Source organism: Deinococcus terrestris (genome assembly GCF_009377345.1).
Classification (GTDB): domain Bacteria; phylum Deinococcota; class Deinococci; order Deinococcales; family Deinococcaceae; genus Deinococcus; species Deinococcus terrestris.
Genome location: NZ_WBSL01000001.1, coordinates 588,442 through 614,173, shown reverse-complemented (window position 1 = coordinate 614,173; position 25,732 = coordinate 588,442). Strand labels below are relative to the sequence as shown.

Genomic DNA, 25,732 nt, shown 5'->3' with positions numbered 1-25,732 from the left:
TTACCCGTTGGGCCTGGCGTCCGCCCGCCAGTAGCTCCCGTCCCCAGCGGCGAGGTAGTCGCCGTCCACCAGTTCGGTCAGCAGCACGGAGGGGTCCTCCAGGGTGCTGTGGTCGTGCAGCAGCGCCGAGACTTCCTCGGCCGAGTAGCGGCGGCCCGGCTCGAACAGCCCGGTGAGGTGGTCGAGGATGGCGAGCTGGTGCGCCCGGCGGCGGTCGGAGGGCCAGCCGGTGATGCGGCCGTGTTCGTCTTGAAAAGCGGCGATGCTCTTGGTCATAGAGGGGCATGCTAGCGGTTCAGCCCGGACAGCACCGTGCCCAGAGTGAGGCCACAGGAAAGAGGCGGAGGCCCAAGCCCCCGCCCCGTGAGAATGACCCTCAGGCCAGAATCTGCGGCGGCGCCGTCATCCCGCGCTCGAACTGGATGCCGTCCTCGCCCAGCACGACGCGCAGTTCCTCGCCCGCGTGCCCCAGCAGCTCCAGCGCGAGCGGGTCTTCGAGTTCCTCACGGACCAGGGTGCGGAGCTGGCGGCTGCTGCCGACCGCGTGCTTGGGACTGCGGGCCTTGAGCTTGCCCACCAGCCACGCGGCAATGGCGGGGTCGAAGGTCACGTTCAGCTCACGGCTGGCGAGTTCCTCGCGCATCTCGCCGAGGAGTTGCTGCGCGACCCGCACCAGTTCCTCCTCGCCCAGCGGCCGGAAACGGATCACGTCGTCGAGGCGGTCCAGAAATTCCGGCGTGAAGATATGCCGCAGCGGGGTGTTGGAATCCTGCGTGACCGGGCTGAAGCCTACCGTCGGGTTGACGTTGAAGCCCGTGTTGCTGGTCATGATGATGATGGTGCGGCGGAAATCCACCGTGCGGCCCAACCCGTCGGTGAGGCGGCCGTCGTCCAGCACCTGAAGGAAGGTGTTGTACACGTCGGGGTGCGCCTTCTCGATCTCGTCGAGCAGGATCACCGAGAAGGGCTGGCGGCGCACGGCCTCGGTGAGGCGCCCGCCCTGCTCGAAGCCCACGTAGCCGGGAGGCGAGCCGATCAGCTTGGAGATGGAATGCGACTCCTGAAACTCGCTCATGTCGACCCGGATCAGCGACCGTTCGGAGCCGAACAGCGTCCGCGCGAGCGCCTTAGCGAGGTGGGTCTTGCCCACACCGCTGGGACCGACGAACAGGAAGCTGGCCGCCACACGGGTGCGCCCGCCCAGGCCCACGCGGGCGCGGCGCAGGGCGCTGGAAAGCGCCTTGATCGCGTCGGGCTGGCCGTACACCTGATCGGTCAGCTGGGTTTCGAGGTCGGTGAGCTGCGCCGCCGACTCCTCGGAGTACACGCCGCCCATCGAGTTGATGACGCTCTCGATGTCTTCGCGGGTGACGTAGGGCTCGCCGTCCTCGGTTTCCGCGACCGGGAGGCCCACGCTCATGTTCAGGCGGACGCGGCTGGCGGCCTCGTCGATCAGGTCGATCGCCTTGTCGGGGAAGTTGCGGCCCGGCAGCGAGCGTTCGCCGATGCGGACGGCGAGTTCAAGCGCCTGCTCGGGAATCTGGACCCCGTGGTGCTCCTCATAGCGGGGGCGCAGGCCGCGCAGAATCTGGAGGGTTTCGGCGGGGCTGGGCTCCAGCACGATGACGGGCTGGAAGCGGCGTTCGAGCGCGGCGTCCTTCTCGATGTAGCGGTGGTACTCGCCCGTCGTGGTCGCGCCGATGACCTGAATCTCGCCCCGGCTGAGCGCGGGCTTGAGGATGTTGGCCGCGTCCAGCGTGCCCTCCGCGCCGCCCGCCCCAACCAGGGTGTGCAGCTCGTCGATAAAGGCCATCACCTTGGCGTTGCGAAGTTCCTCGATAATCTGGCGCAGCCGCTCCTCGAACTCGCCGCGGTACTTGGTCCCGGCGACGACGCCCGAAAGGTCGAGGCTGACCAGCCGGACGCCGTGCAGGTTGGGCGGCGTGCGCTTCTCATGGATGGCGAGCGCGAGCCCCTCCACGATGGCGGTCTTGCCCACGCCGGGGTCCCCGATCAACACCGGGTTGTTCTTGGTGCGCCGGGTGAGAATCTGGGTAACGCGCCGGATTTCCTCCGAGCGGCCGATCACGGGGTCGAGCTTGCCCTCGCGGGCCTGCTGCGTGAGGTCGCGGCCGTACTCGTCGAGGAACGGGGTGGCGACAGGCTTGGCCGCCTTGCCGGACGCGCCACCCTCGCCCTGCGCGAGCACCCGCCAGCGGATGGTGTCCACGTCCTTGGTGAGTTCCTGGAGGATACGGAAGGCCACCCCGTCCCCCTCGCGAATGATGCCGAGGAGGATGTGTTCGGTGGAGGTTACCTGGGCGCCGAGGTTGCGGGCCTCCGAGGAGGCGAGTTCCATCACCCGACGGGCGCGGGGCGTGATGGAGGGGGCGTCGTTGAGGCGGTTGCCCTCGCCCCGGCCGATGATCTCCTCGACGCGGCGGCGCAGGCCGTCCAGGGAAGCGCCGAACTCAGTCAGGATGGTCGCGGCGGTGCCGCCCTCGCGCATCAGGCCGAGCAGCAGGTGTTCGGGACCCACCATCGCGTGCCCGAGGCGGTTGCCCTCTTCGCGGGCGTAGTGAAACACGAGGCGGGCGCGGTCGTCGTATCGGTTCATGGAGGCTCCCCCCTGTGTCGGTGTCCGAGAGTGGGACGGGGCGAAGTCGTGCGGGGTCCGGGATGCAGAGAAGGAGGGCCGGGCAGGGCGGCGTGAGGTGGGACTTCCTGCCTGAAGTCTAGTCTATGGGCCGCCGAAGGCGGGAAACGCGGCGAAGGGTCACCATCTCGCTGGGCCGGACACGCTTCCTCATGGCCCGCCGTCCACCGCCGCGAGCCGCCGCAGCGCTGCCGCGAGCGTAGTGTCCTCGCCCCGGGTGGTTAGCGCGGTGAGGTCGGTCGGGGCCGCCACATCGGGCGTGAGGGCCGCGGGCAGGGGCTCTCCCGCCGCGTCAAAGGCCCGCAGCACCGTCAGCGAGAGGAGATTCCCGCCCGGCAGTGGCAGGAACTGCACCCCGCTGTTGCCAACGCCGCGCGTGGCCTCCCCGACGACGACCGCCCCCGCTCCCCGCGCGAAGTGCGAGAAGACCTCCGCACAGGACGCCGTGCCTGGCCCGACCAGCACCGCCGCCGGGCCGCGCCACACGTTCAGGGTCGGGGCCGCTGTCCTCGCTACCGCCGCCCGAACCTCCTCCCCACGCACGCCGCCGTAGCTGGAGGTGCCCCCCTGCCAGCGCGACTGGTAGACCACGGGCGCGAACACACTCGCCGCCGCCACGCACTCCCCCAGCGAGCCGCCGCCGTTGTAGCGCAGGTCCACGACGAGGGCCGAGGCCCCGCCCGCCTGCGCCTCGGTCAGCCGCTTCAGGAAGAGTTCGGAGCTGTCCTGCGGCAGAAAGCTGGGAAAGTCGATGACGGCGACCCGTCCGCTACCCTCTGACTCCACCCAGCCGAGGGTCGGCTCGTCGCGGGCTTGCAGCGGGGCGGTCGTCAGGGTGAGGTCGCGGTCGGGCACCCCGGCGCGGCGCACGGTCACGGAGAGGGGGGCGGCGCGGCGCTCCAGCGTGACGAACTCGTTCGGCCCCAGCGGGAGGTTCTTGCCCGCAGCGTCCTTGCCGGGCACCTCGCCGTTGACGCGGGTGAGCAGGTCAAACTTCCGCACGCCCGCGAGGTCGGCGGGGCTGCCGGGAGTCACCGAGACGACGAGGAGGCCCCCTACCACCCGCGCGGTCCGCACGCCCGTTCGGGGCACGGCGAGGTTCTCGCTGACCTCGCGCAGCCGCTCGGCGCCTTCCGGGTCGCGGACGTTGGTGTGGGGGTCGCCGAGTTCGGTCAGGAGTTCGCCCAGCACCGTGCGGGCGGTGGCGTAGTCGCAGGCGTCACCCTGGGGGGCGCAGCGCTCGGCGAGCACATCGGCATAACGCCGGGCGAGTTCGGAGCGGTCGGCGGTCGCCCAGCCGAAATAGCGCGTCTCCAGGGCCTGGGTCGCGGAGTCGTACAGGTCGGTCGCCGGACTCGCGCCCGCCAGCCCCAGGGACAGGGCCAGCAGCGCCGCCGCGCGGGAAAGGGGCAGGTTGTGGGGCACGGGCTCAGGCTAGCGCGGGGGCGGGAGGGGAAATCGTGGCTGGCCCTCCGATGCTGGGGGGCGGGTGGGGGGAGCGGTCACGCTGCGTGCGGGCCTCTCCAGCAGCCTCGCGGGCAGCCCTCCTTGAGGGGAGTCAGCATGCTGTGCCCCACGCCTCAGCCGATCCGCGTGGTCAGCACCCCGACGCCCTCCACCTCGACCTCCACCGCGTCCCCCCGCGAGAGGGGCCCGACGCCCTCGGGGGTGCCGGTGAGCACCACGTCGCCGGGTTCCAGAGTCACGTAGCGGGTGAGGTAGGTCAGGATGGTGGGCACGTCGAAGATCATGTGGCTCGTGCGCCCGTCCTGCCGCGTCTCGCCGTTCACGCGGGTCACGACGCGCACGTCGGACGGGTCCAACGCGGTTTCCAGCCACGGTCCCAGTGGGCAGAATCGGTCGGCGGCCTTGGCGCGGAACCATTGCAGGTCGGTCTTCTGGCGGTCGCGGGCAGTGAGATCCAGGCCGCAGGTGTAGCCCGCGACGTGTTCCAGCGCGTTCTCCGGGGTCAGGTCGCGGGCCTGCTGCCCGATCACCAGCGCGAGTTCGCCCTCGAAGTGGAAGTTCTCGGTCCACTCCGGATAGGCCACCGTCTCGCCCTCGGCGGCCAGGGCGTTCGGCCCCTTGAGGAAGATGCCGGGCTCCTTCGGCAGCTCGCCCGTGTCGTTACCGAGTTCCTTGATGTGGTTGACGTAGTTGCGGCCCACGCAGACGATCTTGCTCGGCTCGGCGGGGGCAAGCAGGCGGGTACCGGACAGCGGCGCGGTCTCCCCCGTCCGCTCGCCGCCCATGCCGCGTGTGAGATGGACCGTGTCTCCTGCAACCTGACCCCACTGCGGGGCGCCCCCATATTCGATTCGGACCAGACGCATGGGGCGAGGATATACGCTCGGCCATGCCTTCCCTCGCCCAGCTCCGCGAACTCCAGTCCATCGCCCAGGCCGGGCTGACCTACACCCGCGACCCCTACGACCGAGAGCGCTTCGAGCGCCTGCTCGCCCTCACTGCTGGATTGCTGGCCGAAGGCACCGGGCAGACGCCGGGGGAGGTTCACGGTCTGCTGAGCGTCGAGCGCGGCTACCTCACGCCCAAGGTGGACGTGCGGGCCGTCGTGCTGAACGGGGCAGGCGAGGTGCTGCTCACGCGTGAGCGGGCCGACGGGCTGTGGAGCCTGCCCGGCGGCTGGGCTGACCCCGGTGACAGCCCCCGCGAGGTCGCCGTGCGCGAAGTTCGGGAGGAGACGGGACGTGAGGTGCAGGCGGTGCGGCTCCTTGCGCTGCTCGACAAGCAAAAGCATCCTCACCCGCCCGACCTGTGGGCCGTCTACAAGGTCTTCATCGCCTGCGAGTTGCTGGAGGACGTGGCCGCGCACCCCGACAACACTGAGACGCTGGAGAGCGGCTGGTTCTCGCCGGACGACCTGCCACCCCTCAGCCTCGGGCGCAACCTGCCCCAGCAGGTGCGGCGGATGGTGGTGCTGTGGCAGGAGCCGGGGCTGGGGGTGGATGTGGATTGAGGGGCGGCTACACTCGCGCCATGCCTCCCCACCGTCCGGTGACCCCCACGCAGCGCGAGCTGGACCGGGCCATCCGCGCCGCGATCCGGGCGGACGGGCGCATCGGGCACGCCCTCGCCTACGGCAGCTTCACCCAGGGCACCGCTGACGCCTTCAGCGACCTGGAGTACTACGTATTTCTCTCACCCGCCGATCTACCCAGCTTCGACGTGCGGGCCTGGCTGGAGGGGGTGGCCCCGGTGCGGCATTTCGTGCTCAACGACTTCGGGACGCCGAATGCCGTGATGGACGGCCTGATCCGGGTGGAGCTGCACGCCGAGCCGGACACCGCGCTCTCGCAGGTGGAAGGTTGGCCCAACGAGAACATTAACCCCGCCGTCATGCTGCTCAAGGACCGGGATGGGCGCCTCGCTGCCCACCTCACGGCGCTGGTGGCGAAGGAGAGGCTGCAACCGCGAGCGGAGGCACAACTCCTCCATGACCGCCTGCTGAACTGGCTGGTCTTCGGTGTGAACGTGCTAAAGCGCGGCGAGCGGGTGCGGGCGCTGGAGTTGCTGGGGTGGGTGCGTGGCGGGCTGCTGCGGTTGGCACGGCTGGCCGAGGGGAACACAGACCATTGGCTCACGGCCTCGCGCCGGGCGGAGTGGGAGTTGAGCGCAGCCACGCTGGACCGCTATGCCCACCTGACCGGGCGGCTGGACGAGCTGGCAACGCTGTACGCCGAGGCGTGGGAATGGACGCAGGAACTCGCCGAGCAGGTGCCGGGAGTGCGGGGGGCGAGTCCGGGGCTGGCGCGGGACCTCACCGCCCGCCTCGGAAGCCTGGGGCAGCGGCGCTAGACTGCCCCGCGTGACCTCCCTTCCCCCCGCCCCACTCCCACCGGGCTTCATCCGCGCCGGGGACGTGCTCGATGAACGCCTGAGCCCCGCGCAAGTGCGGACGCTGGACATGCGGTACGGCAACGAGGAACTCCTGTACGGCCTCGGGCTGCTGGACCTCTCCGGGCCGTTTTACCGTTTCTCGCCCTGGGAGCTGGAGGACGAGCACGGCACGCGGCGTATCAATGCGTCCGGCTACGCGGCGGTGCCGTTCGGGGACATGCCACCCGTCATTACCAGCTTCCTGCACGAGTTTCTGGACAAGAACCGGGCGATGAGCCTGCCGCAGCAGTCCAGTTCGCCGTGGCGGGCGGCGCTCCAGACCAACCTCGTGCGGCTGCTCTCGCGCGAGTTGCCCTCGCACGCCGACTCGCAGGTCTTCTTCTGCTCCAGCGGCACCGAGGCCATCGAGGGGGCGCTGAAGTTCGCCAAGGCGTGGCGACCCAAGGCCAAGCATTACATCTCCTTTTCCAGCGGCTACCACGGCAAGACGCTGGGAAGCCTGTCGCTGACGCCCAACCCGGAGTATCAGGACATCTTCCGGCCGCTGGTACCGGGGGCAGTCACGAGTCCCTACGGCGACCTCGACGCGCTGGCACAACTGGTGCGGCGGCTGGGGCCGGACAACGTGGTCGCAGTGGTGGTCGAGCCGATCCAGGGCGAGGGCGGCGTCAACATCCCCCCGCCCGGCTTCCTGCGAGGGGTGGGCGAGCTGTGCCAGCGGTACGGCATCGTCTGCATCGCGGACGAGATTCAGACCGGGCTGGGCCGCACCGGGCACTGGTTCGAGTCGGCGGCGCAGGGCCTCGACCCCGACATCGTGACCCTCGCCAAACCGCTGGGCGGCGGCATGACGGCGGTGGGCGCGACCATCGTACGCCACACCATCTACAAGAAGATGCTGGGCGGCTTGAGCAGCAAGCGGCACTCCAATACCTTCGGCGGGAACGCGCTGGCGATGGCGGTGGGTCTGAAGTCGCTGGAGTACCTCGTCGAGCAGGACCTGCCCGCCCGCAGCGCCCGCCTCGGCGAGATGGGGCTGGCGCGGCTGCGGGCCTTGCAGGAGGAGTACCCCCGCCTGTTCGAGAGTGTGCGCGGCCAGGGCCTGCTGCTGGCGATGCAGTTCCGGCCGATGGTGGGGGTTCCCCTACCCGGCCCCCTCCGGGAGATCGTCTTCGAGGCGACCGCCATCCTGGCCCTGCGCGAGCTGCACGCGGCGGAGGTCATGGCGAACCTTAGCCTCAGCTCCAAGCGCACGGTGCGGCTGACCCCGGCGCTGGACATGCCCGAAGACCTCTTTTTCACCATGCTGGGCCGGGTCGGGGTCTTCGCAGGTCGCAATCCCGCCTCCCGCCACCTGCTGACGAACACGCCCCCAGCAGTCACGGCGCGGCTGGCGAAGTTCGCGGCGAGCAAGCCGAAAAAGCGGACCGACAGCGACGGGTAGGCGGAACCCCCTACGCCAGCCCACACGCCCGCTGCACCAGCACGTGCACCTCGTCACGGCCCATACGGCGGGCGCGGAGGGGCAGGTCGGCGGGCAACTCGGAGAGTCCGGGCACCAGCGGCACGAAGCGGAACTCCGGCCGGGCGATCAGGTCACGGGCGGCGGTGAAAGCGAGCACCGCATCCAGCCGCAGCTCGTAGTGGGCATTCAACTCGGCGCGGAGGGGGTCGGGGTCGCCGGCGAGCAGGGCGATTAGAGCGGGGTGGGCGACAAAACCCTCATCAAGCGCTTCGGTCACGCGGGGCACGTCGAGCAGCAGGGCGGCTCCCGGCAGGGCGTACCCGCTGATGCGGCGGCGGCAAGTTTCGGGGAGGTCGCCGCGCACCCCGGTTACCTCGCGCCCCACCCGCGCGGCGCTCGCCAGGTACGTCCAGAAGCGGCCCAGGCTACTGTAGCGGGCCAGTTCCACATAGCCTGTGGGCCGGGTGGGGAGCGGGCGGGTGGGCCGGAGGGGGGCGGTCACGCCCGCATGCTGTCGCGCCCGCCGCCGCCGGGGGGCCGAGTCTCAAGGCCGGGTGAACGGGGCCTGGGGTGGAAGGCCCCAGTCTGGACAACTTGCACCGGGTACAAGAAGAGGCATGACCAATCCAGCGACTCTCCAGGCGATGCTCGCGCAACTCGACCTCGATGCCCTGACGCGGCTGGGGCAGAAGGTGGACCTGCCGGGCCTGCTCTCCAGCGTCTCGCAGCTCAACGACGGCCAGCTCAAGCAGCTCGCCCGTACCCTGGGCGGCGGCGGGGGCCGCACGGCCGATCTGCCCGCGCCCGACGGCGACTTTTACGGCCAGTTGGACCGCCTGACCCCCGAACAGCGGGAGGTCCGGGCGCAGGTCCGCACCTTCATGACTGATCAGGTGCGGCCCATCATGAACGTGTACTGGAACCGCGACGAATTCCCCCAGCAACTCATCCCCGAACTGCGCAAGCTCGACCTCGTGCGCCGGGTCTGGAACGAGGACGGCACCCGCAAGCCCGACGCCACGCTCGTCGAAGGCCTGATCACCCTGGAAGCCTGCCGGGTGGACGTATCCACCGCTGTCTTCTTCGGGGTGCACGCGGGGCTGGCCTTCGCGTCCATCGCGCTGGGCGGCAGCGAGGAGCAGAAGGCCGAGTGGCTGCCCAAGATGCTGGACCTCGAGGCGGTCGGTGCCTTCGGCCTCACCGAGCCGGAAGGTGGCTCGCAGGTTAGCCAGGGGATGCGGACCACCTGCCGCCGCGACGGGGACAGTTGGGTGTTGAACGGCGAGAAGTACTGGATCGGTAACTCGCCCTTCAGCGACTTCACGGTAGTGTGGGCGCGGGACGAGGACACGAACGAGGTTCGCGGCTTCATCGTGCGGGCGGGGACGGCGGGCTACCGGGTCGAGAAGATCGAGGGCAAGACGGCCCTGCGGATCGTGGAAAACGGGCACGTCTTCCTGGAGGACTGCCGGGTGCCCGAGGCCGACCGCCTGCAAGCCACGCGCGGCTGGCGCACGACCGCCGAGGTGCTGCGGCTCACGCGGGCAGGCGTGGCGTGGCAGGGCGTGGGCTGTGCGCTGGGCGCTTACGAGCTGGCGCTGGGCTACGCGCAGACCCGCGAGCAGTTCGGCAAGCGCATCGGGGAGTTCCAGCTGATCCAGAACCACCTCGTCCACATGCTGGGCAACGTGACGAGCATGCTGGCCCTCGTGCTGCGGCTCTCGGACATGGCCGACGCGGGCGAGATGGGGGACGAGCACGCCTCGCTCGCCAAGGTGGTCACGGCGGCCCGCTGCCGCGAGACGGTCGCGCTGGCCCGCGAGACCTTCGGCGGCAACGGCATCCTGCTGCAAAACGGCGTCGCCAAGCACTTCGCGGATACGGAAGCGATCTACTCCTACGAGGGGACCAACGAGATCAACACGCTGGTGGTGGGCCGGGCGATCACAGGGTTCAGCGCGTTCGTGTAGCGCCCTCTACAGCAGGCGGCCTCCCGGCGTAGGAACGGGGAGGCCGCCTGCGTTCATCCGTTCGCCGAGGTCAGGCAGGGGACGCCGTGCCTGACCTCTCCAGCACCCGCCAGGGTCAGGGCAGGCGCTGCACGAGCTGGTCGTACAGGAAATTGGCCGCGTCGTGCTGGTGCTGCCAGAGGGTCAGCAGCCCGAACTGGTCCTGCACGGTCACCCGCCGCCCCGCCGGGAGGTCGAAGTCCAGCCGGGCGGTCAGCTTGGCCCACGGCACCAGCGCACCGGGCGCCACGAGGACCGGGCTGACCTTGATCACACCGGGCGTATTCGGGTCCGCGACGATGGTCGCCCCCGGATAGCGGCGCTTGATCGCCCCGGCCGAGTCGCGGCCCATCGCGGCCAGGATTCCGGCCCGCTGCTCCGCGCTCAGCAGATTCGGGTTGCCCTGAATCTGGGGGGCCAGAATCGCGTAGCGGGCGGTCGAGAGGGTCCGGGCGTTCCAGGAGGTCGCGGCCTGAGCACCCGCCGGGGCGCAAAACAGGGCCAGCGGGATGAGGGCCAGGAGCAGGCACACTTTCTTCATCCCGCCCAGTGCAGCACGCCGCACCTGACCGACGGTGAACCGGGAGTGAGGGGGCCGCCGTCACGTTCCCCGGAGAACGCCGAACGGTCCAACGCAGGCGACAGAACCCGGCGGGCGATTCGCCCTAGCATGGCCCCCATGCAAGAGCTGCTGACCACCCTGCGCCGGTTGCGTGCCCCGGACGGCTGTCCCTGGGACCGCGAGCAGACCCACGCGTCCCTGCGGCCGTACCTGCTGGAGGAGGCCGCCGAGGCCGTGGACGCCGTCTCGGAGGGTCCACAGGCCCTCGCCGCCGAGCTGGGGGACGTGCTGCTGCAAGTCGCCTTTCATTCGGTGATCGCCCAGGAAGCAGGAACCTTCGACTACGCGGACGTAGAGCGCGGCATCGTGGACAAGCTGGTGCGGCGGCATCCGCACGTCTTCGGGGACGTGCAGGTCGAAGACGCGGATGAGGTCATCGCCAACTGGCAGGCGATCAAGGCTGCCGAGCGCGGGGGGCGTCCCCGCCGCCCTGCCGATCAGGTTCCCGCCGCGCTGGGGGCACTGGCCCGCGAGACGGGGGCGCAGAAACTGGCTGGAGACGCGAAGGGGGACCGGGCGGGCGTGCAGGCGGCCCTGGACCGGGCGCCCGACTCCGCCGGGGGGGTGGCCGAGGTGCTGGCCGCCACAGTCGCCTGGGCACGCTCGCTGGGCGTGGACGCGGAGGTCGCGCTGCGCGAGCACACCCAGGCCCGGCTGCTGGCCCTGCCCGACCCGGAGGAGGGATGACGGACACCCCCGATCCCCTCGATGCCGTGCTGGAGGACCCGTGGGCGCTCTGGGTGGGCCAGCGCACCCGCGCCTCTTTGCACCTGCCCGACTTCCGCCGCGCCGCCGTGCTGGTCGGGCTGACCCGCGAACCCGACCCCCGCGTGCTCCTCACGGTGCGCTCGGTGGACCTACCCACCCACCGGGGGCAGATCAGCTTTCCGGGCGGCAGCCTCGACCCCGGCGAGACGCCCATCCAGGCCGCCCTGCGCGAGGCGGAAGAGGAGGTGGGCCTCTCCCCCGCTGACGTGACTGTGCTGGGCGAACTCGACGACGTGTTCACCCCGGTCGGCTTCCACGTCACCCCCATCCTGGCCCGCCTCCCAGCCGAGCCCAGGCTGACCCTCAGCGCGGAGGTCGCCGAGCTGCTGCTGCCCACGCTGGGCGAGCTGCGGGCCGCCCCCCTCGTCCGCGAGACGCGCACCCTGCCGGGCGGCGAGCCAGTGCTCCTCTACCGCTATCCCTGGCGCGGCCACGACATCTGGGGCATGACCGCGCGGGTGCTGCACGACCTGCTGGGCGAGGGACCGGCAGCCGGATAGGCGGCACACCAAAACCCCCACCGCAGCGGGTGGGGGTCTGGGCTGGTCCCTCGCGCCTCAGCGGGCGGGGGTGATGGTGATCTGGCTGTTGCGGGTGACGTTGTAGGTGTTCACGAAGGTGCGGTAGCCGGGGGCGATCAGCACGACCTCGTGGCTGCCACGCGGCACGGACACGCTCAGGACGCCGTTCTGGATGGTGCCCACCTCGCGCCCGTCCACGAACACGCGGGCGTTCGCCACGTTGCTGCGGATCGAGAGTGTGAACTGGTTGCTCACCACGGGAGCCGGGGTCACGGCCTGGGCGAATTCCACGTTCAGGTTGGTGGTCACGCCCGCACGCACCGTGATGGTGGTGGTGTAGTCCCGGAAGCCGGGGGCCTGCACGCGCACCGGGTAGGTGCCGGGACGGAGGTTGCTGAAGGTGGTGTTGGCGCTGCCGAGGCGCTGGCCGTTCAGGGTCACGGTCGCGTTGGCGACATTGGTGCCCACGAACAAGCTACCCGTCTGCACGGGCGTCTGGCCGACGACCGAGAAGAAGGCTGTGTCGGTGACCCAGCTGTTTTGCGGAATGGGGTTGACCACGATGCTCAGGGCCTGCGCGAGCTGGTTCTGGCCGCGGGCGTTCACGGTGGCGAACTGGTCCTGCTGGCTGCGGAAGGTGCTGAGCTGATCGAGGTTGAGCTGCGTCAGGCTGGCGAGGGCCAGCACCTTGTTCAGGCCGAGGTCTTCCCCGACGGTAAAGGTGAAGTTCGCGCCTGCACGGGGAAAGGTCACGGTGGTGTTCGCCTTGACGAAGTTGTCGCCGCCCAGACGGTTGGGGAGAATCTGGGTGACCTCGCCGTTGGCGTCCACGTTGAACAGGTAGACGTAGGCGTCGCGGTTGACGCTGGTCGAGATGGAGATGTTCTCGCCCACGCGGTAGGTGGGGTTGGCGTTGCCGCTGGTGTCCTTGTTTACGCGCACGCTGACCGACAGTGCAGGCTGCGTGGGGTTGACGATGATGCTCTGGGCGCTGATCTTGGGGGCCGCGGCCGCAGTGCCGACCAGCATCGCGGCGGGAATCATCAGGAGCTTCTTCATGGGTGTACCTCCGAGACGCAGGCTACGGGGGCCTCCATGACGGGCCATGAGCGGGCACGTCCCGAAACTTAATGGTGCTTCAGCCTACGGTCAGCTTGCGCCCGAGCAGCTGGAACTACCTTTTCAGAATGGATCAGGCTGCGGCTGGCCTTCTTCCCTCAGCGGATGATGCGGGCCGGCTCCACGCCCGCCGCCCGCCGCGCCGGAATCAGGGCCGCGAGCAGGGTGGTGCCCAGGCCCACCCCATTGACCCACAGCAGGTCGGTCCAGCGCACCTCTACCGGCAGCGCGGTGATGAAATAGAGGTCGCCCGGCAACTGAAAGGGCCGCACGGTGAAATACAGGCTGATGCCCAGCCCCAGCAGGTTGCCCAGCAAGAGGCCGCCCAGCCCCAGCACCGCTCCCTCAATCAGGAAAACCCGCGTGATCAGCCCCCGCGTGGCCCCGATGGCCCGCAGGATGGCGATCTCCTGGGTCTTTTCGAAGACGGCCAGGGTCAGCACGTTGGCAATGCCGAAGGCCGCCACGATCACGATGAGAAAGACCACGAAGGCGATCACCCGCTTTTGCAGGGCAAGTTGGTCGAGCAGCGTGCCGTAGAGGTCCTGCCAGGGCAACGGGGCGTAGGGCCGCAGCCGGGTCAGGTCCTGCCCCACCTCGCGGGCGAGGGCGGGGTCACGCAGCCGGAGCTGGTAGCCGGTGATGTTGTCGGTACCCTGGAGGGTCTGGAGGGTCCCCAGGCTGGTGAAGGCGTAGCCCGAGTCGATCAGAAAGTTGCCGGTGCTGAACACGCCCACCACCCGCAACGACGCCCGGCGCTGGGTGCTGTTCAGGAGCCGGACCTCGTCCCCCGGAAAGGCGCCCACACTGCGGGCCAGGGCCTCGCCCAGCAGGATCTCGCCTTGCCCCAGGCCGCGCAGCAGCCTCGCCTCCTCGGGCCGCAGCCCCAGCACCTCGGCCGCCGCCGAGGTCACACCGAAGAGGGTGGTGAAATCCACTCCCGCCGCACGGCCCTCCCCGGCGGGGCGGGTCAGCAGCCCCTTGTCGCCCACGAAAGGCACCCAGGCGGCCACGCGGGGGTCCGAGCGCAACTCGGCTTCCAGCGCCGCGTCGCGGCCCGAAGACGCGTAGGCGTTCAGGCTGAGGTGGGGGCTGGCCCGCAGGGTCGCGTCTACCAGGGCACGGGTAAACCCATTGGTCAGGCTCAGGGCCGCGATCAGGACCATCACGCCCACCGCGATACCCAGGACCGTCAGGACGTTCTGGGTGCGCCGCCGCGTGAGGTGTGCCCGCGCGATCGTCCAAGCCAGGTTCGGGGCGCGGCTCATGCGGGGGGGGGCGCAAGGGAGGGGCGGGCGACAGGCCGGTTCACGTCTGGGGACGATAGCAGCTCCGCTCCTGTGGCTCCCGCACAGCGGAAGGGCGCGGCGTCTCTGGAAAGACGGCCGCGCCCTGGGAAGCCGGTGGGGTCAGCGAACAGCGGTGATGCGGACCTGCCGCGCCCCGAACTGGATGGCCTGGCTGCGGGTCGCCATCCAGATGTCGATGCTGTTGGTCTTGCGGGCGGCCATGGTGTCCTCGACGTAGAAGACCCGGCCCCTCAGCAGGTGGTTGTATTTGCCGCTGAGATCCTCGATGGTGACCCGGCTGCCGTAGGGAAAGACGCGCAGCAGGTCGCGGCTGAGCGCCACCACGCCGGGGCGGGTGCGGGTCCCCGTCGCCGTGATGAACGGTGTGGAGTCGGTCTGCGCGGCGAGGCTGTTGTAGGCAGTGGCCCGCGCGACCACGCTGCGGCCCTTGGGAGCCGCCTGCGCCAGCACCGTCTGCGCCCGCTCGATGGCCTGAGCACGGGTCTGGGCGGCCTGGGCAGCGGTCGGCTGAACCGGGCTGGGCTGGGGACGGGCAACCGGCGCCGCGACGGCCGCCGGAGCAACGTCCGGCGCGAGGGCTTCGCGCACAGCTTGCGCGGCCAGGGCTGGAGCAGGCAACACCGGGGTCGCGGCGGCGGTGGCGAGGGCGGCCAGCAGGGCCGTCGGCAGCGAACGAACAGATTTCAGCATGCATTCTCCTGCGGCCGCACGTACAGCGCGGCCGGATGATTTCTGGAAGAGGGCAAGCCGCGAAAGGGCTTTCTTCAGGGCTGAGCCTAAAGACCAGGAATGGGAATCTTCTGTGAGCTGACAGGATTCTCTCTCATTTAAGAGAGGGTTGCTGCGTCTGAAGGAGCGGAAATTCCCCGAGATAGATTGTCTGGAACGGTATTTCAAGGATGAGTCAACTTCTAATGCTCTCATCTATTTTCTCATGAAGGCTGCAGGGTTTTTGCTCCTTCACTGGGAATTCTTGCTGGTGAAGGGAGGGAGGAACGGGGCAAACGTGGAACCCCTTTCACTCCGTTGAGTGCGCAAAGGAACCCACCTTACGGTGGGCGGGCGCTTGGGCGGAAAGGGCGCTGCAAAAGCTCAGAAAAGGCTCAGGGTTTGGCCTCTTCATCCTTCTCGGGAGGCGGGGGGGTAGGTGCGGCGCCCCAGCGGGAGAGGATGTCGGAGGCGATGTCGCGGTAGATCGGCGCGGCAAGCTGCGAGCCGTGGTGCCCACGCTTGGCCCCGTGCGCCATCACAGCGATGGTGACGCGGGGAGTGTCGGCGGGGTAGGAGACGATCCCGGCGAAGGTCGAGTCGTAGAGGCTGCTGGAGTAGCCCTGTGCTCCCAGCGACACCTGCGAGGTGCCCGTCTTGCCCATCAGGTCGTAGCCCTTGAGGCCCGCCTGGGTGGGGATGGCTTCCTTGACGACCTCCTTGAGGATGGTGCGGATGGTGCGGGCCGTCGCCGGGCGCAGCACGTCGCGGCGCTCTCCGGCGGGCTCGCCCTCCACGAGGCGGGGGGCCACGTAGCGGCCGTCGTTGGCGAGCACGTTGTAGGCAGCGGCGAGTTGCAAGGTGGTGCCGCTCATGCCCTGCCCGAAGGCGTTGGTGGCCCGCACCAGATCGTTCCAGTTGTCCAGGGGTTGCAGGCGCCCGGTGCTGCTGGTGACCGTGGGCAGCTCGGCGTAATCCCCGAAGCCGTAAGCGCTGAGGTAATTGCGCATCCGCTCCGGCTCAAACTCCTCGACGATGTGGCTCATGCCCACGTTACTGCTGTAGCGCAGGATCTGGCGGGTGGTCAGCCGCGCCGGGTGGTCCACGCTGTCCCCGATGGTGCTGCCCCAGCGCTCGCCCACGTAGCGGCGCATGGGCGTGTCATAGGTCGTGTTGGGGGTGGTCAGGCCCTCGTTCAGTGCCGCCGCGACCACCAATGCCTTGATGGTTGAGCCGGGCTCATACACGTCCAGCAAGGGACGGTTGCGCCGGGTCTCGGGCGAGTAGACCCGCCACTTGTTGGGATCGAAGGGCGGGTAGCTCGCGGCGGCGAGAATGCGCCCAGTGCGTGTTTCAAGGGCCACCACCGAGCCGTACTGCGCCTCGTGCTCGGGGACGTAGCGGGCGAGGGCGGCCTCGGCGGCCGATTGAGTGGCGGGGTCGAGGGTCAGGCGCAGAGGCTGACCGGCCTCCAGGCTGCGGTTGTAGGCGGCTTCCAGGCCTTCCAGGCCCTCGGTCGCGCCCATCATGCCCAGCACCTGCCCGGCGAGGGTGCCCTGGGGGTAGACCCGCTCGCCGTCCACGCTGCGGGCCAGCACGGTGCCGTCGCGGGCCACGATGGTGCCGCGCGACTGCACCACCGAACGCTTGACCCCCTGCGGCACGCCCCACTCGAGCTGCGCGTAGGCCCACACCAGGGTCATGAACAGCGCCAGCGCGATCAGTTGCATCCAGCGCGAACGCTTCTGGATCTTCACTTCCATTCGGTCTGCACCTCCAGCGTGGTCCGGGGAATCAGGGGGTCTGGGAGCGGCACGGCCCCGAAGCGCCCGGTCGTCGTGGTCGATCCGGCGAAGCGGCGCATCCCGTTGGCGAAGGCCCAATCGCGCACCCGTGCCGAGCCGGTCAGGGTCTGCACCCGCAACTCCAATTCGTCGCGTTCGGTGGTGAGCGCCGCCTCACGGTCCTGCGCGGCCCGCAGGGTGGGGCGCACGTCCTGGGTCAGCGCCCGCGCCCCCACCAGCAGCAGCGCGAGCGCGAGGTAGATGGCGAGGTAACGCACCGCCCGCGCCCGCCAGGTGGCGACGCTCACGTCCAGCCGCGAGAGGTCGGGCAGACGTCTCCAGACGGTCACCGGCCCACCTCCCGGCCCGCCGCCTCGTCGGGGCCGAGCTTGCGGGCCGCGCGGAGCTTGGCGCTGCGGGCGCGGGGGTTGCGGATCTGCTCCTCCTCGGACGCCTCGACCGGACGCTTGGTGAGGGGTTCGAGGCCCGCCGACCCCCGCAAGAAGCGCTTGACGATCCGGTCTTCCAGCGAGTGGAAGGAGATCACGGCGAGGCGGCCCTCCGGCGCGAGCACGGCCTCGGCGGCGGCCAGGCCGTCGCGCAAGGCCCCGAGTTCGTCGTTGACGTGGACGCGCAGCGCCTGGAAGGTGCGCCGGGCCGGATGGATGCCCCGCGAGAAGCCGGGATAGGCCCGCTTGACGAGGTCCGCGAGGGCCACCGTCGTCTCGATAGGCGCCTTCTCGCGGGCCTGCACGATGGCGCGGGCGATCCGGCGGGAGTGACGGTCCTCGCCGTACTCGTAGATGATCGCGGCAAGTTCTTCCTCGGGCAGCGTGTTCACCACGTCGGCGGCGGAGAGACCCGACTGGCTCATGCGCATGTCGAGCGGAGCGTCGGTGTGGTACGAAAAGCCGCGCCCACTGTCGTCGAGCTGAAAGCTGCTCACGCCGATATCGAGCAGCACGCCGTCGACCTGCGGGACGCCGAGGCTGGACAGTAGTTCGGGCAGGTCGCGGTAATTGCCCTCCACGACCGTCAGGCCGGGCAAGGCCGCCTCGCGGGCGCGGTTCAGGGCATAGGGATCTTGGTCAATGCCGATCACGGAGGCGCCCGCTTCCAGCAGCAGCCTGGTGTGGCCGGCGCCGCCCAGGGTGCCGTCCACGATGACCCGGCCGGGAGCGGGGGCAAGGGCTTCTATAACTTCGGCTGCCAGAACCGGGATGTGAGAGAGGGTGAGGGGGGTGAGGTCGTCAGGGGGCAGGGTTGTCATGTCAGTTACGCCACGAAATGGGCGAGAAGGTCAGGGTTGGGCGGGTCCTGCTGCACGGCCACGATGGCCGCTTCCCAGCGGGCCGGGGTCCACAGTTCCAGACGTCCGGGAGCACCCGCCACGATCACGTCGCTGCCTAACCCTGCGAAACTCCGCAGGGCCAGCGGCACCGAGACGCGGCTCTGGTTGTCCAGCCGCGCCTTGCTGGCACCGGAATAGAAAAACCGCACGAAGGCGCGGGAGGCCGCGTCTGTGATGGGCAGGCCTTCCAGTTGCTCCTCGACCCGCCGCCAGCTTGCCAGCGGAAAGACGTAGAGGCAGCCTTCCATGCCGCGCGTGAGGATCATCCCGTCTTCCACGAAGTCCCGAAAAGCCGGAGGCATAACCAGGCGGCCCTTGTCGTCGATGGTGTAGGGGTACTCTCCAAACGGCAACGTTTCTCTCTTCCCACGCACCTCCCACCGGAGGCTCCGGCCAGGGGCGCACGACGCGCAGCCGTGCAGCGGCGTACCAGACGCGACTGTAGGCTGCTACCGGGAGTGTAACAGCCCCCCCCACGCTTTACCACCGATTCCCACTCTCTCCCCGATTCGTGGGTCTGCACTCCCTCTTTTCCCACCCGCCCCGCTGGGGCACCTGCCTCTCCCCTCTGCCGCCCACCACGCCCTACCCTCCGGGGCATGAGACTGAATCCGACCGTGGCTGGAACCCTGCTCGCCGCCCTAGGGGTAGGCCTGGGGGCCTTCGGGGCGCATAGCCTGCGTGGGATGCTAAGGGCGGCGGACCTCGCCACCTTTGAAACGGGCGTGCGCTACCAGATGTACGCGGCGCTGGCCCTGCTCGCGCTGGGGGCGGGCGGACGGCGGGGGGCGTGGGCGCCGCTGCTGCTGGCGGGGACAGTGATCTTCAGCGGGAGTCTGTACCTGCTGGTCCTGACCGGGCCGCGCTGGCTGGGGGCGATCACACCCATCGGCGGCGTCTTGATGATTGCTGGGCTACTCGTCGCGGCGTGGCAAGCGCGGAAGGCATAGGCAGACCCGCCGCCCCGGATGGGAAACGGCGGGCCTGGGGTGGAGCGGGGAGGCGGTAAGCCGGGTTCTGTCTCCCACCCGGGGGTGGGGCACGGCCATCTCTCTGGGACGCACGTCGCCGTGCGCCTCAAGCGACCATCCTGGCGATCATCGGAACGGGCCGTTCCTCCCGCGCTGTCGGGTCTTGCACCGGATGGGGTTTACCAGCGCTTCCGGTCTCCCGGAGGCCTGGTGCGCTCTTACCGCACCGTTTCACCCTGACCATCCCCGCCCGCGCCGGGGCTGTCTGGAGATGGCGGTCTGGTTTCTGTGGCACTGTCCTTCGGCTTCGCCGCCTCCCCCCCGCCGTGGCGCTCGGAGGGGCGCTTGACTCGCCGACCAGCCGTTAGCTGGCATCCTGCCCTGCGGTGCCCGGACTTTCCTCACCCCTGCTCTGAGCAAGGGCGCGGCCGTGAGCCTCCCCGCGTTCCGGAGTGTAGCAGGGCGGGTGGACGGGGGAATGTGGAGGGGGCAGGCAGCCCCCAGCCCCGGCCGCTTCACAACAGGCAGGACACCGACGACACGACTATCCCCAGCGCTCCAGCGTCTCTGCCTCCTGCCGCTCCCAGACCCGGCGCGGCACCTCAGCGGGATGCAGGAGGTGGTGCAATTCTCGGCTGTCCAGTTCACGGTACTCGCCGGGGCCGAGGTCGCCCAGCCACAGGCCGCCCATTCGCAGGCGCAGGAGCCGGACCACCGGGTGGCCGATCTCCTCCAACATCCGGCGCACCTGGCGGTTGCGGCCCTCCCCCAGGGTGACGAGGGCACCGCCGGGAGCGGGGCGGGCGCTGAGAGCCTGGGCGAGGCCGTCCTCCAGCGGGAGGCCGCGTTCCAGCCGGGCGAGTTCAGATGGAGTGGGGTCACCGTCCCCAGCCGTCCAGGCCCGGTAGACCTTCTCGTGGCCGTAGCGGGGATGGGTCAGGCGCAGGGTGAGGTCGCCGTCGGTGGTAAGCAGCAGCAGTCCTTCCGAGTCGCGGTCCAGGCGCCCGACCGGGTGCAGGCCGGGCACCGGGGGCATGGCGTCCAGCACGGTGCGGCGTCCGTACTCGTCGCGGGCGGAGGTGACGTACCCGGCGGGCTTGTGCAGGACGTAGGTGACCGCAGGCGCCGCTGTCACGTCGATCAGCCGCCCGTCCACCCGGATTTCATCGGTGGGGGTCACGGTGCGGCCGAGCGTGGCCGCTTCCCCGTTCACCGTGATGCGCCCGGCCACAATCAGGGCCTCCGCCGCGCGGCGCGAGGCGATTCCGGCCCGAGCGAGGCGCTTGTGCAGGCGCTCGGGGGCACCGCTGCCACCGCCCGTCACGCGCCCCTCCGGGAGCTGGCGGAAGGCCAGGCCAGCAGGCCCATCACCGCCAGCACGGTCAGCAGCGCCGCTGCCCCCAGCATCGCGCCGCGCACGGCGGGGGGCAGCGTGTCACCCAACCTCAGCACGGCGGGCACCAGGGCCGCCACGAGCAGGAGGTTGCCCCCCGCGAGCGCCCCGGCCCCCAGCGCGTCCGGCCGGTTGCTGGCCGCGAGCAGCAGCAGGCCCCAGGCCAGCACCAGCCCGCCGCTCACGCGGGCCAGCCACAGCGGCGAGACGGTCAGCAGCGTGGCGACCTCGGGCGGCAGGAAATACAGAAACAGGCCCACCGGCACGAACACCAGCGAGGTCAGCCACAGGGCAGCACGCAACACGTCCCGCAGTGTAGCCGCCGGGCCTGGGGCCACTCGCTCGGCCGTTCTCAAGGCGGGGCGAGTGGAGCGGACTCCTCCGGTGGAGTGCCGCGCCGCAACCACGGCAGGGCAACCAACGCCCCCAGCACGCAGGCCAGTCCGGAGAGGGCGATCACCCCGCCCGCATCCACCCCCAGCAGCAGCAGGCCGCCCAGCGCGGTGCCCAGCGGCGCGGCGGGACCCAGCAGCATGGTCCGCAGGCCGAACAGCCGTCCCTGCCGCTCGGCGGGCACGCTGCGGTGCAGCAGGGTGGTTTCCAACGCCGTGTAAGGTCCCCACACCACGCCGCCCACGAACATGATCGCCATCACCGTCCCAAAACCCGGCACCAGCGGCAGCGCGGCGATACACAGCCCCCACAGCGCCATGATCCCGACCAGCACCAAGCGTGTGGGCAGGCTCCGCGCGAGCACCCCCACCAGCAGCGTGCCCCCCAGGGTTCCCACCCCCAGCGCCGACCACAGCACCCCGTAACCCTGCGCTCCCGTCCCCAGCGTCTCACGGGCAAAGACGGGCAGCGCGGCCTCCAGTGGGCCATACCCGAAATAGAACAGGGTGGTCAGCCCCAGCACCGCGAGGACGGCGGGGGGCCACCCCCCACCCGTGGGCGTTCTCTCCTCTCCGGCGGCTCGCTTTCTACGCGGCAGCAGGGGCAGCGCGAGCAGTGCCCACGCCATCGCCAGGAAGGTCAGCGCGTCCAGCCCAAGCGCCCTCGGCGCTCCCCACGCCCCGACAAGCAGGCCCGCGAGCGCCGGACCGAACACGGTGGGAAGCTGGGTGGTCAGGCCGTAGGCGGCGTTGCCTCCCTCCAGCTCGTGGTCGGGGAGCAGGGCGGGGACGTAGAGGCGCACCCCGATCTGGGTGGCGGGGGCCAGCGCCCCCATCAAGGCAGCAACGAGGAAGACGGGCCACAGCTCCAGCCCTCCCAGCGCGTCCAGCAGCGGAATCAAGGCGACCAGGGCGGCGCGGGCCACGTTGTCAGCCAGCATCAGGGGGCGGGGCTGAAAGCGGTCCATCGCCCGGCCCCAGAGGGGAGCGGTGACCACCGCGGGGAGGGCAAAGCACAGCAGCAGGCCGCCCACCGCCGTGCCGCCGCCTGTGCGCTCCAGCACGTACCACGTCAGCGCGAGCCAGCTCAGCGTGTCGCCCAGGCCCGAGACCATCGCGCCCAGCCACAGCCGCCGGAAGAGGGGTCGGGTTCGCAGCACGGTGAAGAGGGAAGCGGGCGGCATTCGGCGGAGTATGCCACTGCCACTGCCACCGCCACCTGACTCCCGGCCCTGCTACGCTGCCTGACCTATGCCCGTGATCGCCGTGGACAAACCGCTCGGCCTGACCTCTCACGACGTGGTGAACCGCGCCCGCCGTGCCCGTGGCACCCGGCGGGTGGGCCACACCGGGACGCTGGACCCGCTGGCGACCGGCGTGCTGGTGCTGTGCGTGGACGACTCCACCAAACTGGTGCAGTTCATGGAGCACGACTCCAAGGACTACCTCGCCTGGATTTCGCTCGGCGCGGGCACACCGACGCTGGACGCCGAGGGACCCATCACCGAGCAGACCGAAGTGTCCCCGCCTGACGAAACCCGCGTGCGCGAGGTGCTGGACGGATTCCTGGGGCCGCAGCTTCAGGTGCCGCCGCAATATTCCGCCATTCAGGTGGGCGGCCAGCGGGCCTACGCGGTAGCGCGGGCGGGGGGCGAGCTGGAGTTGAAGGCGCGTCCGGTGGAGATTCAGGCGCTGGAGTTGCTCGGCCTTTATTCCTCTGTAAACGAGGCCCCCCGGACCTTTTCGCGGGGCGCGGAGGGGTGGACCCCGGACCTGGCAGGGCGGAGTTTCACCCCCCCGCCCGCATTGGGCGACTTTCCCACCCTGCTCGTCCGTGCCCGCGTGGGCAGCGGCACCTACCTGCGCTCGCTGGCACGGGACGTGGGGGCGGCGCTGGGGGTGCCCGCCCACCTCGCCGGGCTGGTGCGGACGCGGGTGGGCCGTTACGACCTCGCGGACGCGGTAGACATGGACGGACTGGCAGACGCGGAAGGCTTGCCCGACCTCGCCGTGCTGGACTTCCCCACCCTTGAGGCCGACGAGCGCCTCGCCCGCGAGCTGCGGCAGGGCAAGCGCCCGGCGCATCCTGCTCAGGGACGGCATGTGGTCACGCTGGAAGGGTCGCTGGTGGCCGTGGTGGACGGCGACGGCGAACGGCTGCGGGTGGTGCGGGCGTGGGCGTGAGGGGTCAGGAGTCGGCCAACCATGCCAGAGCAGCGTTCAGCACAGGGTCCTGCGGCGTCTGGAACTCGGCCCAATCAGTCAGGAGCGTCACGCTCGGCTGAATGGGTCCGGTATACACCTGGCCGGTGCGGTCGGCATCTTGGGCGGTCGTGAGAAGCAGGGCCGCGCCGCCAGGAAGGTCGTAGAGGGCATTGGAGGTCGTCAGTCCGCGCGTGGGCTCGCCAAACAGCCGGGTCCCCTGCCGCCCCACGAACGACAGGGCCAGAATCTCACCGCTACTGGCCGTGAGGGGCGAAGTCAGGACGGCCACTGGCCGGTCGCCCGACAGGGCAGGCAGCACCGGACCATTCACACGCCGCATCACCTCCTCGCCCACCAGAGCCGCGCCCCCCTCATAGCGCCAGGACCAGCGCTCCGCACGGCCCACGAAGGCTCCGAGTTCCCCCTCGCCCGTGAGTGGCCCGATTCCGGCCAGCATGGGCCACATGTTGCCGCCGAGGTTGCGCCGCAGGTCCACGACCCAGCGGTTTGCCCCCTGCGCGGCGAGGTCCAGCAGCAGCCCCCGCACCCGCTCCTCGTATGGGGTGCCGTCCGCGAGCAGGCCCTCCAGATCGCAGTCAGGCAGGGTTACCAGGCCCACACCCGGCGCAGCCAAGTGACCCTGTGGTTCCGGCGGCACGACGGGGACCTCTGTCCGCGTGAGCGCCAGAACGCGCCTCTTCCCAGCCCGCTCAACTTCCAGGGTCACCACGAGGTTGGGCGGCAGGCCGTCGTTCACCCCATCCCCCACAGGCTTGCCCTGCACACGCTGGATTCGGTCGCCGGGCCGAATATCCGACAGAGCTGCCGGGCTTCCCGGAAAGACGAAAGCCACCACTCCCCGCGTGTAGTACACCCCCAGCAGCCCCCGGTGGGTGGTGCCCGCGTCGGGCAGGCGCAGATGGCTGTGGTGGTCGTTCAGGGCACTCAGCGCGTGCCGCAGGGCCGGGTAGGTGTCGGCAGGCGTCTGTGCCGACGCAGCCAGGGCACGGCACTCTGCCCTTACCCGCGTCCAATCCACCTCCGCCGCGTTCAACGCTTCCTGTTCGATGAGGTCCAGGGTCTCTTCCAGAGAGGTGACAGGATCAGTCGGCATAGCCCGGCGCCACTTCCACCCGAACCGCACCCATCGCCTCTAACGCGCCCGCCAGCGCCGTCAGCCGCTCGTCGGCCAGCGCAGGCGCGATGAACTGCACACCGACGGGCAGGCGCACCCCGTCCACCGTCTCGAATCCGGCGGGCACGCTCAGCGCGGGCAGCCCGGCGAGGTTGACCGCCACCGTATCCACGTCGGCGGCGTACATGCTGAGGGAATCCTGGGTCTTTTCGCCCAACCGGAACGCCGGGAAAGGGCTGGTGGGTGAGACGAGCAAGTCGAAGTCGCCAAACGCCCGCGCGAAGTCGTCGGCGATCAATCGGCGCACCCGCATCGCCCGGCTGTAGTAGGCGTCGTAGTAACCGCTGGACAGCGCATAGGTGCCGATCAGGATGCGCCGCTTGACCTCGTCCCCGAAGCCGCGCTCGCGGGTCGCCGTCATGCTGCCGGTCACGTCCCCGGCGGGGACGCGCTCGCCGTAGACCATGCCGTCATAGCGGGCGAGGTTGCTGCTCGCCTCCGGCATGGCGATCAGGTAATAGGTGGCGATGGCGTGCCGCAGGTGGGGCAGGCTGACCTCGCGCACCTCGGCCCCGGCCCCGCGCAGGGCGGCGAGCATGCCGTCTAAGGCTGCCTCCACCCCCGCCGTGTTTCCCTCCAGGCTCTCACGGATCACGCCAACCCGCAGGCCTCGGAGTTCGTCTGGGGTGCCCGTGCGGAAGGCCGGGGGCGCGTCCAGGCTGGTCGCGTCGCGGGGGTCGTGCCCGGCGATCACGTTCATGACGAGCGCGAGGTCGGCCGCCGACCGCGCGAAGGGGCCGATCTGATCCAGGCTGCTCGCGTAGGCCACCAGCCCGTAGCGGCTGACCCGTCCGTAGGTGGGCTTGAGGCCGTATACGCCCGTCAGCGCGGCAGGCTGCCGCACCGAGCCGCCCGTATCGCTTCCCAGACTGACCGGGACGAGGCCCGCCGCCACCGCCGCCGCGCTGCCGCCGCTGCTGCCGCCGGGCACCCGCGAGCGGTCCCAGGGGTTGAGGGTAGGGCCGCAGGCGCTCGTCTCGGTGCTGGACCCCATGGCGAACTCGTCCATGTTCGCCTTGCCGACGATCACGGCCCCCGCCGCCGTCAGCCGCTCCACCACCGTCGCGTCGTAGGGCGAGACATAGTTCGCCAGAATGCGGCTGCCGCAGGTCGTCGGCGTGCCCCGAGCATTGAGGTTGTCCTTGAGGACCAGCGGCACCCCCGCGAGCGGCAATGTCTCCCCCGCCGCCACCCGCCCGGCCACCTGCGCCGCCGTCTCATCCGCCCCCACGTTCAGGCTGACGACCGCGTTGAGGTCGCGGGCCGCCTCGATGCGGGCGCGGGCTTCCTCCAACAGGGTCTGCGGGGTGGTGTCACCGGACTGAACGGCGCGGGCGAGGTCGGTGGCGGTGGGCAGGTGGGCGGGCATGGGACAGAAGGTATCAGCCTTGGGCGGTCGGCCTTC

At 70.2% G+C, this 25,732-nt stretch carries 26 protein-coding genes and 1 other RNA gene; 8 read left to right on the top strand and 19 right to left on the bottom strand.

The genetic code is table 11. The features are described from left to right. The 4 genes from F8S09_RS03065 to F8S09_RS03050 all read right to left on the bottom strand — a co-directional run bounded on the left by F8S09_RS03065 (position 1) and on the right by F8S09_RS03050 (position 4,989). Entirely contained in the window at positions 1–276 is a 276-nt protein-coding gene (locus F8S09_RS03065; RefSeq protein ID WP_152870008.1) for a DUF2087 domain-containing protein, read from the bottom strand. Between the two features lie 100 nt (positions 277–376). Beyond that, positions 377–2,617 carry an ATP-dependent Clp protease ATP-binding subunit gene (locus F8S09_RS03060; RefSeq protein WP_152868806.1) on the bottom strand — a complete coding sequence of 747 codons (2,241 nt, stop codon included), beginning with the start codon at positions 2,615–2,617 and terminating at the stop codon, positions 377–379. Positions 2,618–2,806: 189 nt separating this feature from the next. Then, positions 2,807–4,081 (bottom strand): S41 family peptidase, encoded by a 1,275-nt coding sequence (locus F8S09_RS03055; RefSeq protein ID WP_322618475.1) that lies wholly within the window; start codon positions 4,079–4,081, stop codon positions 2,807–2,809. 155 nt (positions 4,082–4,236) lie between these two features. Further along, entirely contained in the window at positions 4,237–4,989 is a 753-nt protein-coding gene (locus tag F8S09_RS03050; RefSeq protein ID WP_152868803.1) for a fumarylacetoacetate hydrolase family protein, read from the bottom strand. Positions 4,990–5,012: 23 nt separating this feature from the next. On the opposite strand from F8S09_RS03050, the gene F8S09_RS03045 reads away from it, so the two are divergent. From F8S09_RS03045 to F8S09_RS03035, 3 genes are read left to right on the top strand one after another with little or no spacing between them, the layout of a single operon-like run. Next, entirely contained in the window at positions 5,013–5,633 is a 621-nt protein-coding gene (locus F8S09_RS03045) for an NUDIX hydrolase (RefSeq protein ID WP_152868801.1), read from the top strand. Positions 5,634–5,653: 20 nt separating this feature from the next. Beyond that, complete coding sequence (locus F8S09_RS03040) at positions 5,654–6,472, top strand: hypothetical protein (protein WP_152868799.1); 819 nt, start codon at positions 5,654–5,656, stop codon at positions 6,470–6,472. A 10-nt stretch (positions 6,473–6,482) separates the two neighbouring features. Continuing rightward, the gene (locus tag F8S09_RS03035) at positions 6,483–7,958 is read left to right on the top strand and encodes an aspartate aminotransferase family protein (RefSeq protein ID WP_407643650.1); all 1,476 of its coding nucleotides are present in this window, start codon (positions 6,483–6,485) and stop codon (positions 7,956–7,958) included. A gap of 10 nt (positions 7,959–7,968) precedes the next feature. On the opposite strand, the gene F8S09_RS03030 is transcribed toward F8S09_RS03035, so the two are convergent. Then, positions 7,969–8,481 carry a hypothetical protein gene (locus F8S09_RS03030; RefSeq protein ID WP_322618474.1) on the bottom strand — a complete coding sequence of 171 codons (513 nt, stop codon included), beginning with the start codon at positions 8,479–8,481 and terminating at the stop codon, positions 7,969–7,971. A 115-nt stretch (positions 8,482–8,596) separates the two neighbouring features. Between F8S09_RS03030 and F8S09_RS03025 the strand changes: the two genes are divergently transcribed. Continuing rightward, positions 8,597–9,949 (top strand): acyl-CoA dehydrogenase family protein, encoded by a 1,353-nt coding sequence (locus tag F8S09_RS03025; RefSeq protein WP_152868795.1) that lies wholly within the window; start codon positions 8,597–8,599, stop codon positions 9,947–9,949. A gap of 115 nt (positions 9,950–10,064) precedes the next feature. On the opposite strand, the gene F8S09_RS03020 is transcribed toward F8S09_RS03025, so the two are convergent. Continuing rightward, positions 10,065–10,529: a hypothetical protein gene (locus F8S09_RS03020; RefSeq protein ID WP_227978436.1), complete on the bottom strand. Its 465-nt coding sequence runs from the start codon at positions 10,527–10,529 to the stop codon at positions 10,065–10,067. A 138-nt stretch (positions 10,530–10,667) separates the two neighbouring features. Between F8S09_RS03020 and F8S09_RS03015 the strand changes: the two genes are divergently transcribed. Both F8S09_RS03015 and F8S09_RS03010 read left to right on the top strand, forming a co-directional pair. Then, positions 10,668–11,297, top strand: coding sequence for a MazG family protein (locus tag F8S09_RS03015; RefSeq protein ID WP_152868793.1), 630 nt, complete (start codon positions 10,668–10,670; stop codon positions 11,295–11,297). Next, positions 11,294–11,878, top strand: coding sequence for an NUDIX hydrolase (locus F8S09_RS03010; protein WP_152868791.1), 585 nt, complete (start codon positions 11,294–11,296; stop codon positions 11,876–11,878). The genes F8S09_RS03015 and F8S09_RS03010 overlap by 4 nt, the downstream gene beginning before the upstream one ends. Before the next feature lie 57 nt (positions 11,879–11,935). On the opposite strand, the gene F8S09_RS03005 is transcribed toward F8S09_RS03010, so the two are convergent. From F8S09_RS03005 to mraZ, 7 genes are all read right to left on the bottom strand, one after another. After that, positions 11,936–12,958: a PEGA domain-containing protein gene (locus F8S09_RS03005; RefSeq protein WP_152868790.1), complete on the bottom strand. Its 1,023-nt coding sequence runs from the start codon at positions 12,956–12,958 to the stop codon at positions 11,936–11,938. Between the two features lie 158 nt (positions 12,959–13,116). Further along, complete coding sequence (locus F8S09_RS03000; RefSeq protein WP_152868788.1) at positions 13,117–14,286, bottom strand: ABC transporter permease; 1,170 nt, start codon at positions 14,284–14,286, stop codon at positions 13,117–13,119. A gap of 141 nt (positions 14,287–14,427) precedes the next feature. Then, on the bottom strand, positions 14,428–15,018 hold the full coding sequence (locus F8S09_RS02995; protein ID WP_152868786.1) for a 3D domain-containing protein: 591 nt from the start codon (positions 15,016–15,018) through the stop codon (positions 14,428–14,430). Positions 15,019–15,431: 413 nt separating this feature from the next. Next, positions 15,432–16,799, bottom strand: a complete 1,368-nt coding sequence (locus F8S09_RS02990) for a peptidoglycan D,D-transpeptidase FtsI family protein (RefSeq protein WP_152868784.1) — start codon at positions 16,797–16,799, stop codon at positions 15,432–15,434. Continuing rightward, positions 16,790–17,170, bottom strand: a complete 381-nt coding sequence (locus F8S09_RS02985; protein WP_322618473.1) for a hypothetical protein — start codon at positions 17,168–17,170, stop codon at positions 16,790–16,792. The genes F8S09_RS02990 and F8S09_RS02985 overlap by 10 nt, the downstream gene beginning before the upstream one ends. Then, positions 17,167–18,090, bottom strand: a complete 924-nt coding sequence (gene rsmH / locus F8S09_RS02980; RefSeq protein ID WP_152868782.1) for a 16S rRNA (cytosine(1402)-N(4))-methyltransferase RsmH — start codon at positions 18,088–18,090, stop codon at positions 17,167–17,169. The genes F8S09_RS02985 and rsmH overlap by 4 nt, the downstream gene beginning before the upstream one ends. Positions 18,091–18,095: 5 nt before the next feature. Then, complete coding sequence (gene mraZ, locus F8S09_RS02975) at positions 18,096–18,524, bottom strand: division/cell wall cluster transcriptional repressor MraZ (RefSeq protein ID WP_152868780.1); 429 nt, start codon at positions 18,522–18,524, stop codon at positions 18,096–18,098. Positions 18,525–18,770: 246 nt separating this feature from the next. Here mraZ and F8S09_RS02970 point away from each other — a divergent pair, with 246 nt between their 5' ends. Next, entirely contained in the window at positions 18,771–19,121 is a 351-nt protein-coding gene (locus tag F8S09_RS02970; protein ID WP_152868777.1) for a DUF423 domain-containing protein, read from the top strand. 40 nt (positions 19,122–19,161) lie between these two features. On the opposite strand, the gene rnpB is transcribed toward F8S09_RS02970, so the two are convergent. The 4 genes from rnpB to F8S09_RS02950 all read right to left on the bottom strand — a co-directional run bounded on the left by rnpB (position 19,162) and on the right by F8S09_RS02950 (position 22,111). Then, an RNA gene (gene rnpB / locus F8S09_RS02965) (RNase P RNA component class A) lies at positions 19,162–19,586 on the bottom strand. Positions 19,587–19,686: 100 nt separating this feature from the next. Continuing rightward, entirely contained in the window at positions 19,687–20,466 is a 780-nt protein-coding gene (locus tag F8S09_RS02960) for a pseudouridine synthase (protein WP_322618472.1), read from the bottom strand. Next, positions 20,463–20,840: a hypothetical protein gene (locus F8S09_RS02955; protein ID WP_322618471.1), complete on the bottom strand. Its 378-nt coding sequence runs from the start codon at positions 20,838–20,840 to the stop codon at positions 20,463–20,465. Before F8S09_RS02955 ends, F8S09_RS02960 begins: the two co-directional genes overlap by 4 nt. A 47-nt stretch (positions 20,841–20,887) precedes the next feature. Beyond that, positions 20,888–22,111 (bottom strand): MFS transporter, encoded by a 1,224-nt coding sequence (locus F8S09_RS02950; protein ID WP_152868771.1) that lies wholly within the window; start codon positions 22,109–22,111, stop codon positions 20,888–20,890. Positions 22,112–22,178: 67 nt separating this feature from the next. Between F8S09_RS02950 and truB the strand changes: the two genes are divergently transcribed. Continuing rightward, a complete protein-coding gene (gene truB, locus F8S09_RS02945) occupies positions 22,179–23,111 on the top strand; it encodes a tRNA pseudouridine(55) synthase TruB (protein WP_152868769.1) in 933 nt (310 codons plus the stop codon). A 4-nt stretch (positions 23,112–23,115) separates the two neighbouring features. On the opposite strand, the gene F8S09_RS02940 is transcribed toward truB, so the two are convergent. Further along, positions 23,116–24,246 carry a S41 family peptidase gene (locus F8S09_RS02940; RefSeq protein ID WP_152868768.1) on the bottom strand — a complete coding sequence of 377 codons (1,131 nt, stop codon included), beginning with the start codon at positions 24,244–24,246 and terminating at the stop codon, positions 23,116–23,118. Beyond that, positions 24,236–25,696: an Asp-tRNA(Asn)/Glu-tRNA(Gln) amidotransferase subunit GatA gene (gene gatA / locus F8S09_RS02935; protein WP_152868767.1), complete on the bottom strand. Its 1,461-nt coding sequence runs from the start codon at positions 25,694–25,696 to the stop codon at positions 24,236–24,238. Before gatA ends, F8S09_RS02940 begins: the two co-directional genes overlap by 11 nt. Positions 25,697–25,732: the final 36 nt, after the last annotated feature.

Coding starts and splice junctions, on each gene's coding strand:
- F8S09_RS02970 (WP_152868777.1), top strand. CDS start 18,771: ATGAGACTGAATCCGACCGTGGCTGGAACCCTGCTCGCCGCCCTAGGG.
- F8S09_RS03045 (WP_152868801.1), top strand. CDS start 5,013: ATGCCTTCCCTCGCCCAGCTCCGCGAACTCCAGTCCATCGCCCAGGCC.
- rsmH (WP_152868782.1), bottom strand. CDS start 18,090: ATGACAACCCTGCCCCCTGACGACCTCACCCCCCTCACCCTCTCTCAC.
- F8S09_RS03040 (WP_152868799.1), top strand. CDS start 5,654: ATGCCTCCCCACCGTCCGGTGACCCCCACGCAGCGCGAGCTGGACCGG.
- F8S09_RS03015 (WP_152868793.1), top strand. CDS start 10,668: ATGCAAGAGCTGCTGACCACCCTGCGCCGGTTGCGTGCCCCGGACGGC.
- F8S09_RS02990 (WP_152868784.1), bottom strand. CDS start 16,799: ATGGAAGTGAAGATCCAGAAGCGTTCGCGCTGGATGCAACTGATCGCG.
- F8S09_RS02950 (WP_152868771.1), bottom strand. CDS start 22,111: ATGCCGCCCGCTTCCCTCTTCACCGTGCTGCGAACCCGACCCCTCTTC.
- F8S09_RS03025 (WP_152868795.1), top strand. CDS start 8,597: ATGACCAATCCAGCGACTCTCCAGGCGATGCTCGCGCAACTCGACCTC.
- F8S09_RS03010 (WP_152868791.1), top strand. CDS start 11,294: ATGACGGACACCCCCGATCCCCTCGATGCCGTGCTGGAGGACCCGTGG.
- F8S09_RS02995 (WP_152868786.1), bottom strand. CDS start 15,018: ATGCTGAAATCTGTTCGTTCGCTGCCGACGGCCCTGCTGGCCGCCCTC.
- F8S09_RS02940 (WP_152868768.1), bottom strand. CDS start 24,246: ATGCCGACTGATCCTGTCACCTCTCTGGAAGAGACCCTGGACCTCATC.
- F8S09_RS03065 (WP_152870008.1), bottom strand. CDS start 276: ATGACCAAGAGCATCGCCGCTTTTCAAGACGAACACGGCCGCATCACC.
- F8S09_RS03000 (WP_152868788.1), bottom strand. CDS start 14,286: ATGAGCCGCGCCCCGAACCTGGCTTGGACGATCGCGCGGGCACACCTC.
- F8S09_RS03020 (WP_227978436.1), bottom strand. CDS start 10,529: ATGAAGAAAGTGTGCCTGCTCCTGGCCCTCATCCCGCTGGCCCTGTTT.
- truB (WP_152868769.1), top strand. CDS start 22,179: ATGCCCGTGATCGCCGTGGACAAACCGCTCGGCCTGACCTCTCACGAC.
- F8S09_RS03060 (WP_152868806.1), bottom strand. CDS start 2,617: ATGAACCGATACGACGACCGCGCCCGCCTCGTGTTTCACTACGCCCGC.
- F8S09_RS03005 (WP_152868790.1), bottom strand. CDS start 12,958: ATGAAGAAGCTCCTGATGATTCCCGCCGCGATGCTGGTCGGCACTGCG.
- gatA (WP_152868767.1), bottom strand. CDS start 25,696: ATGCCCGCCCACCTGCCCACCGCCACCGACCTCGCCCGCGCCGTTCAG.
- F8S09_RS03050 (WP_152868803.1), bottom strand. CDS start 4,989: ATGCGTCTGGTCCGAATCGAATATGGGGGCGCCCCGCAGTGGGGTCAG.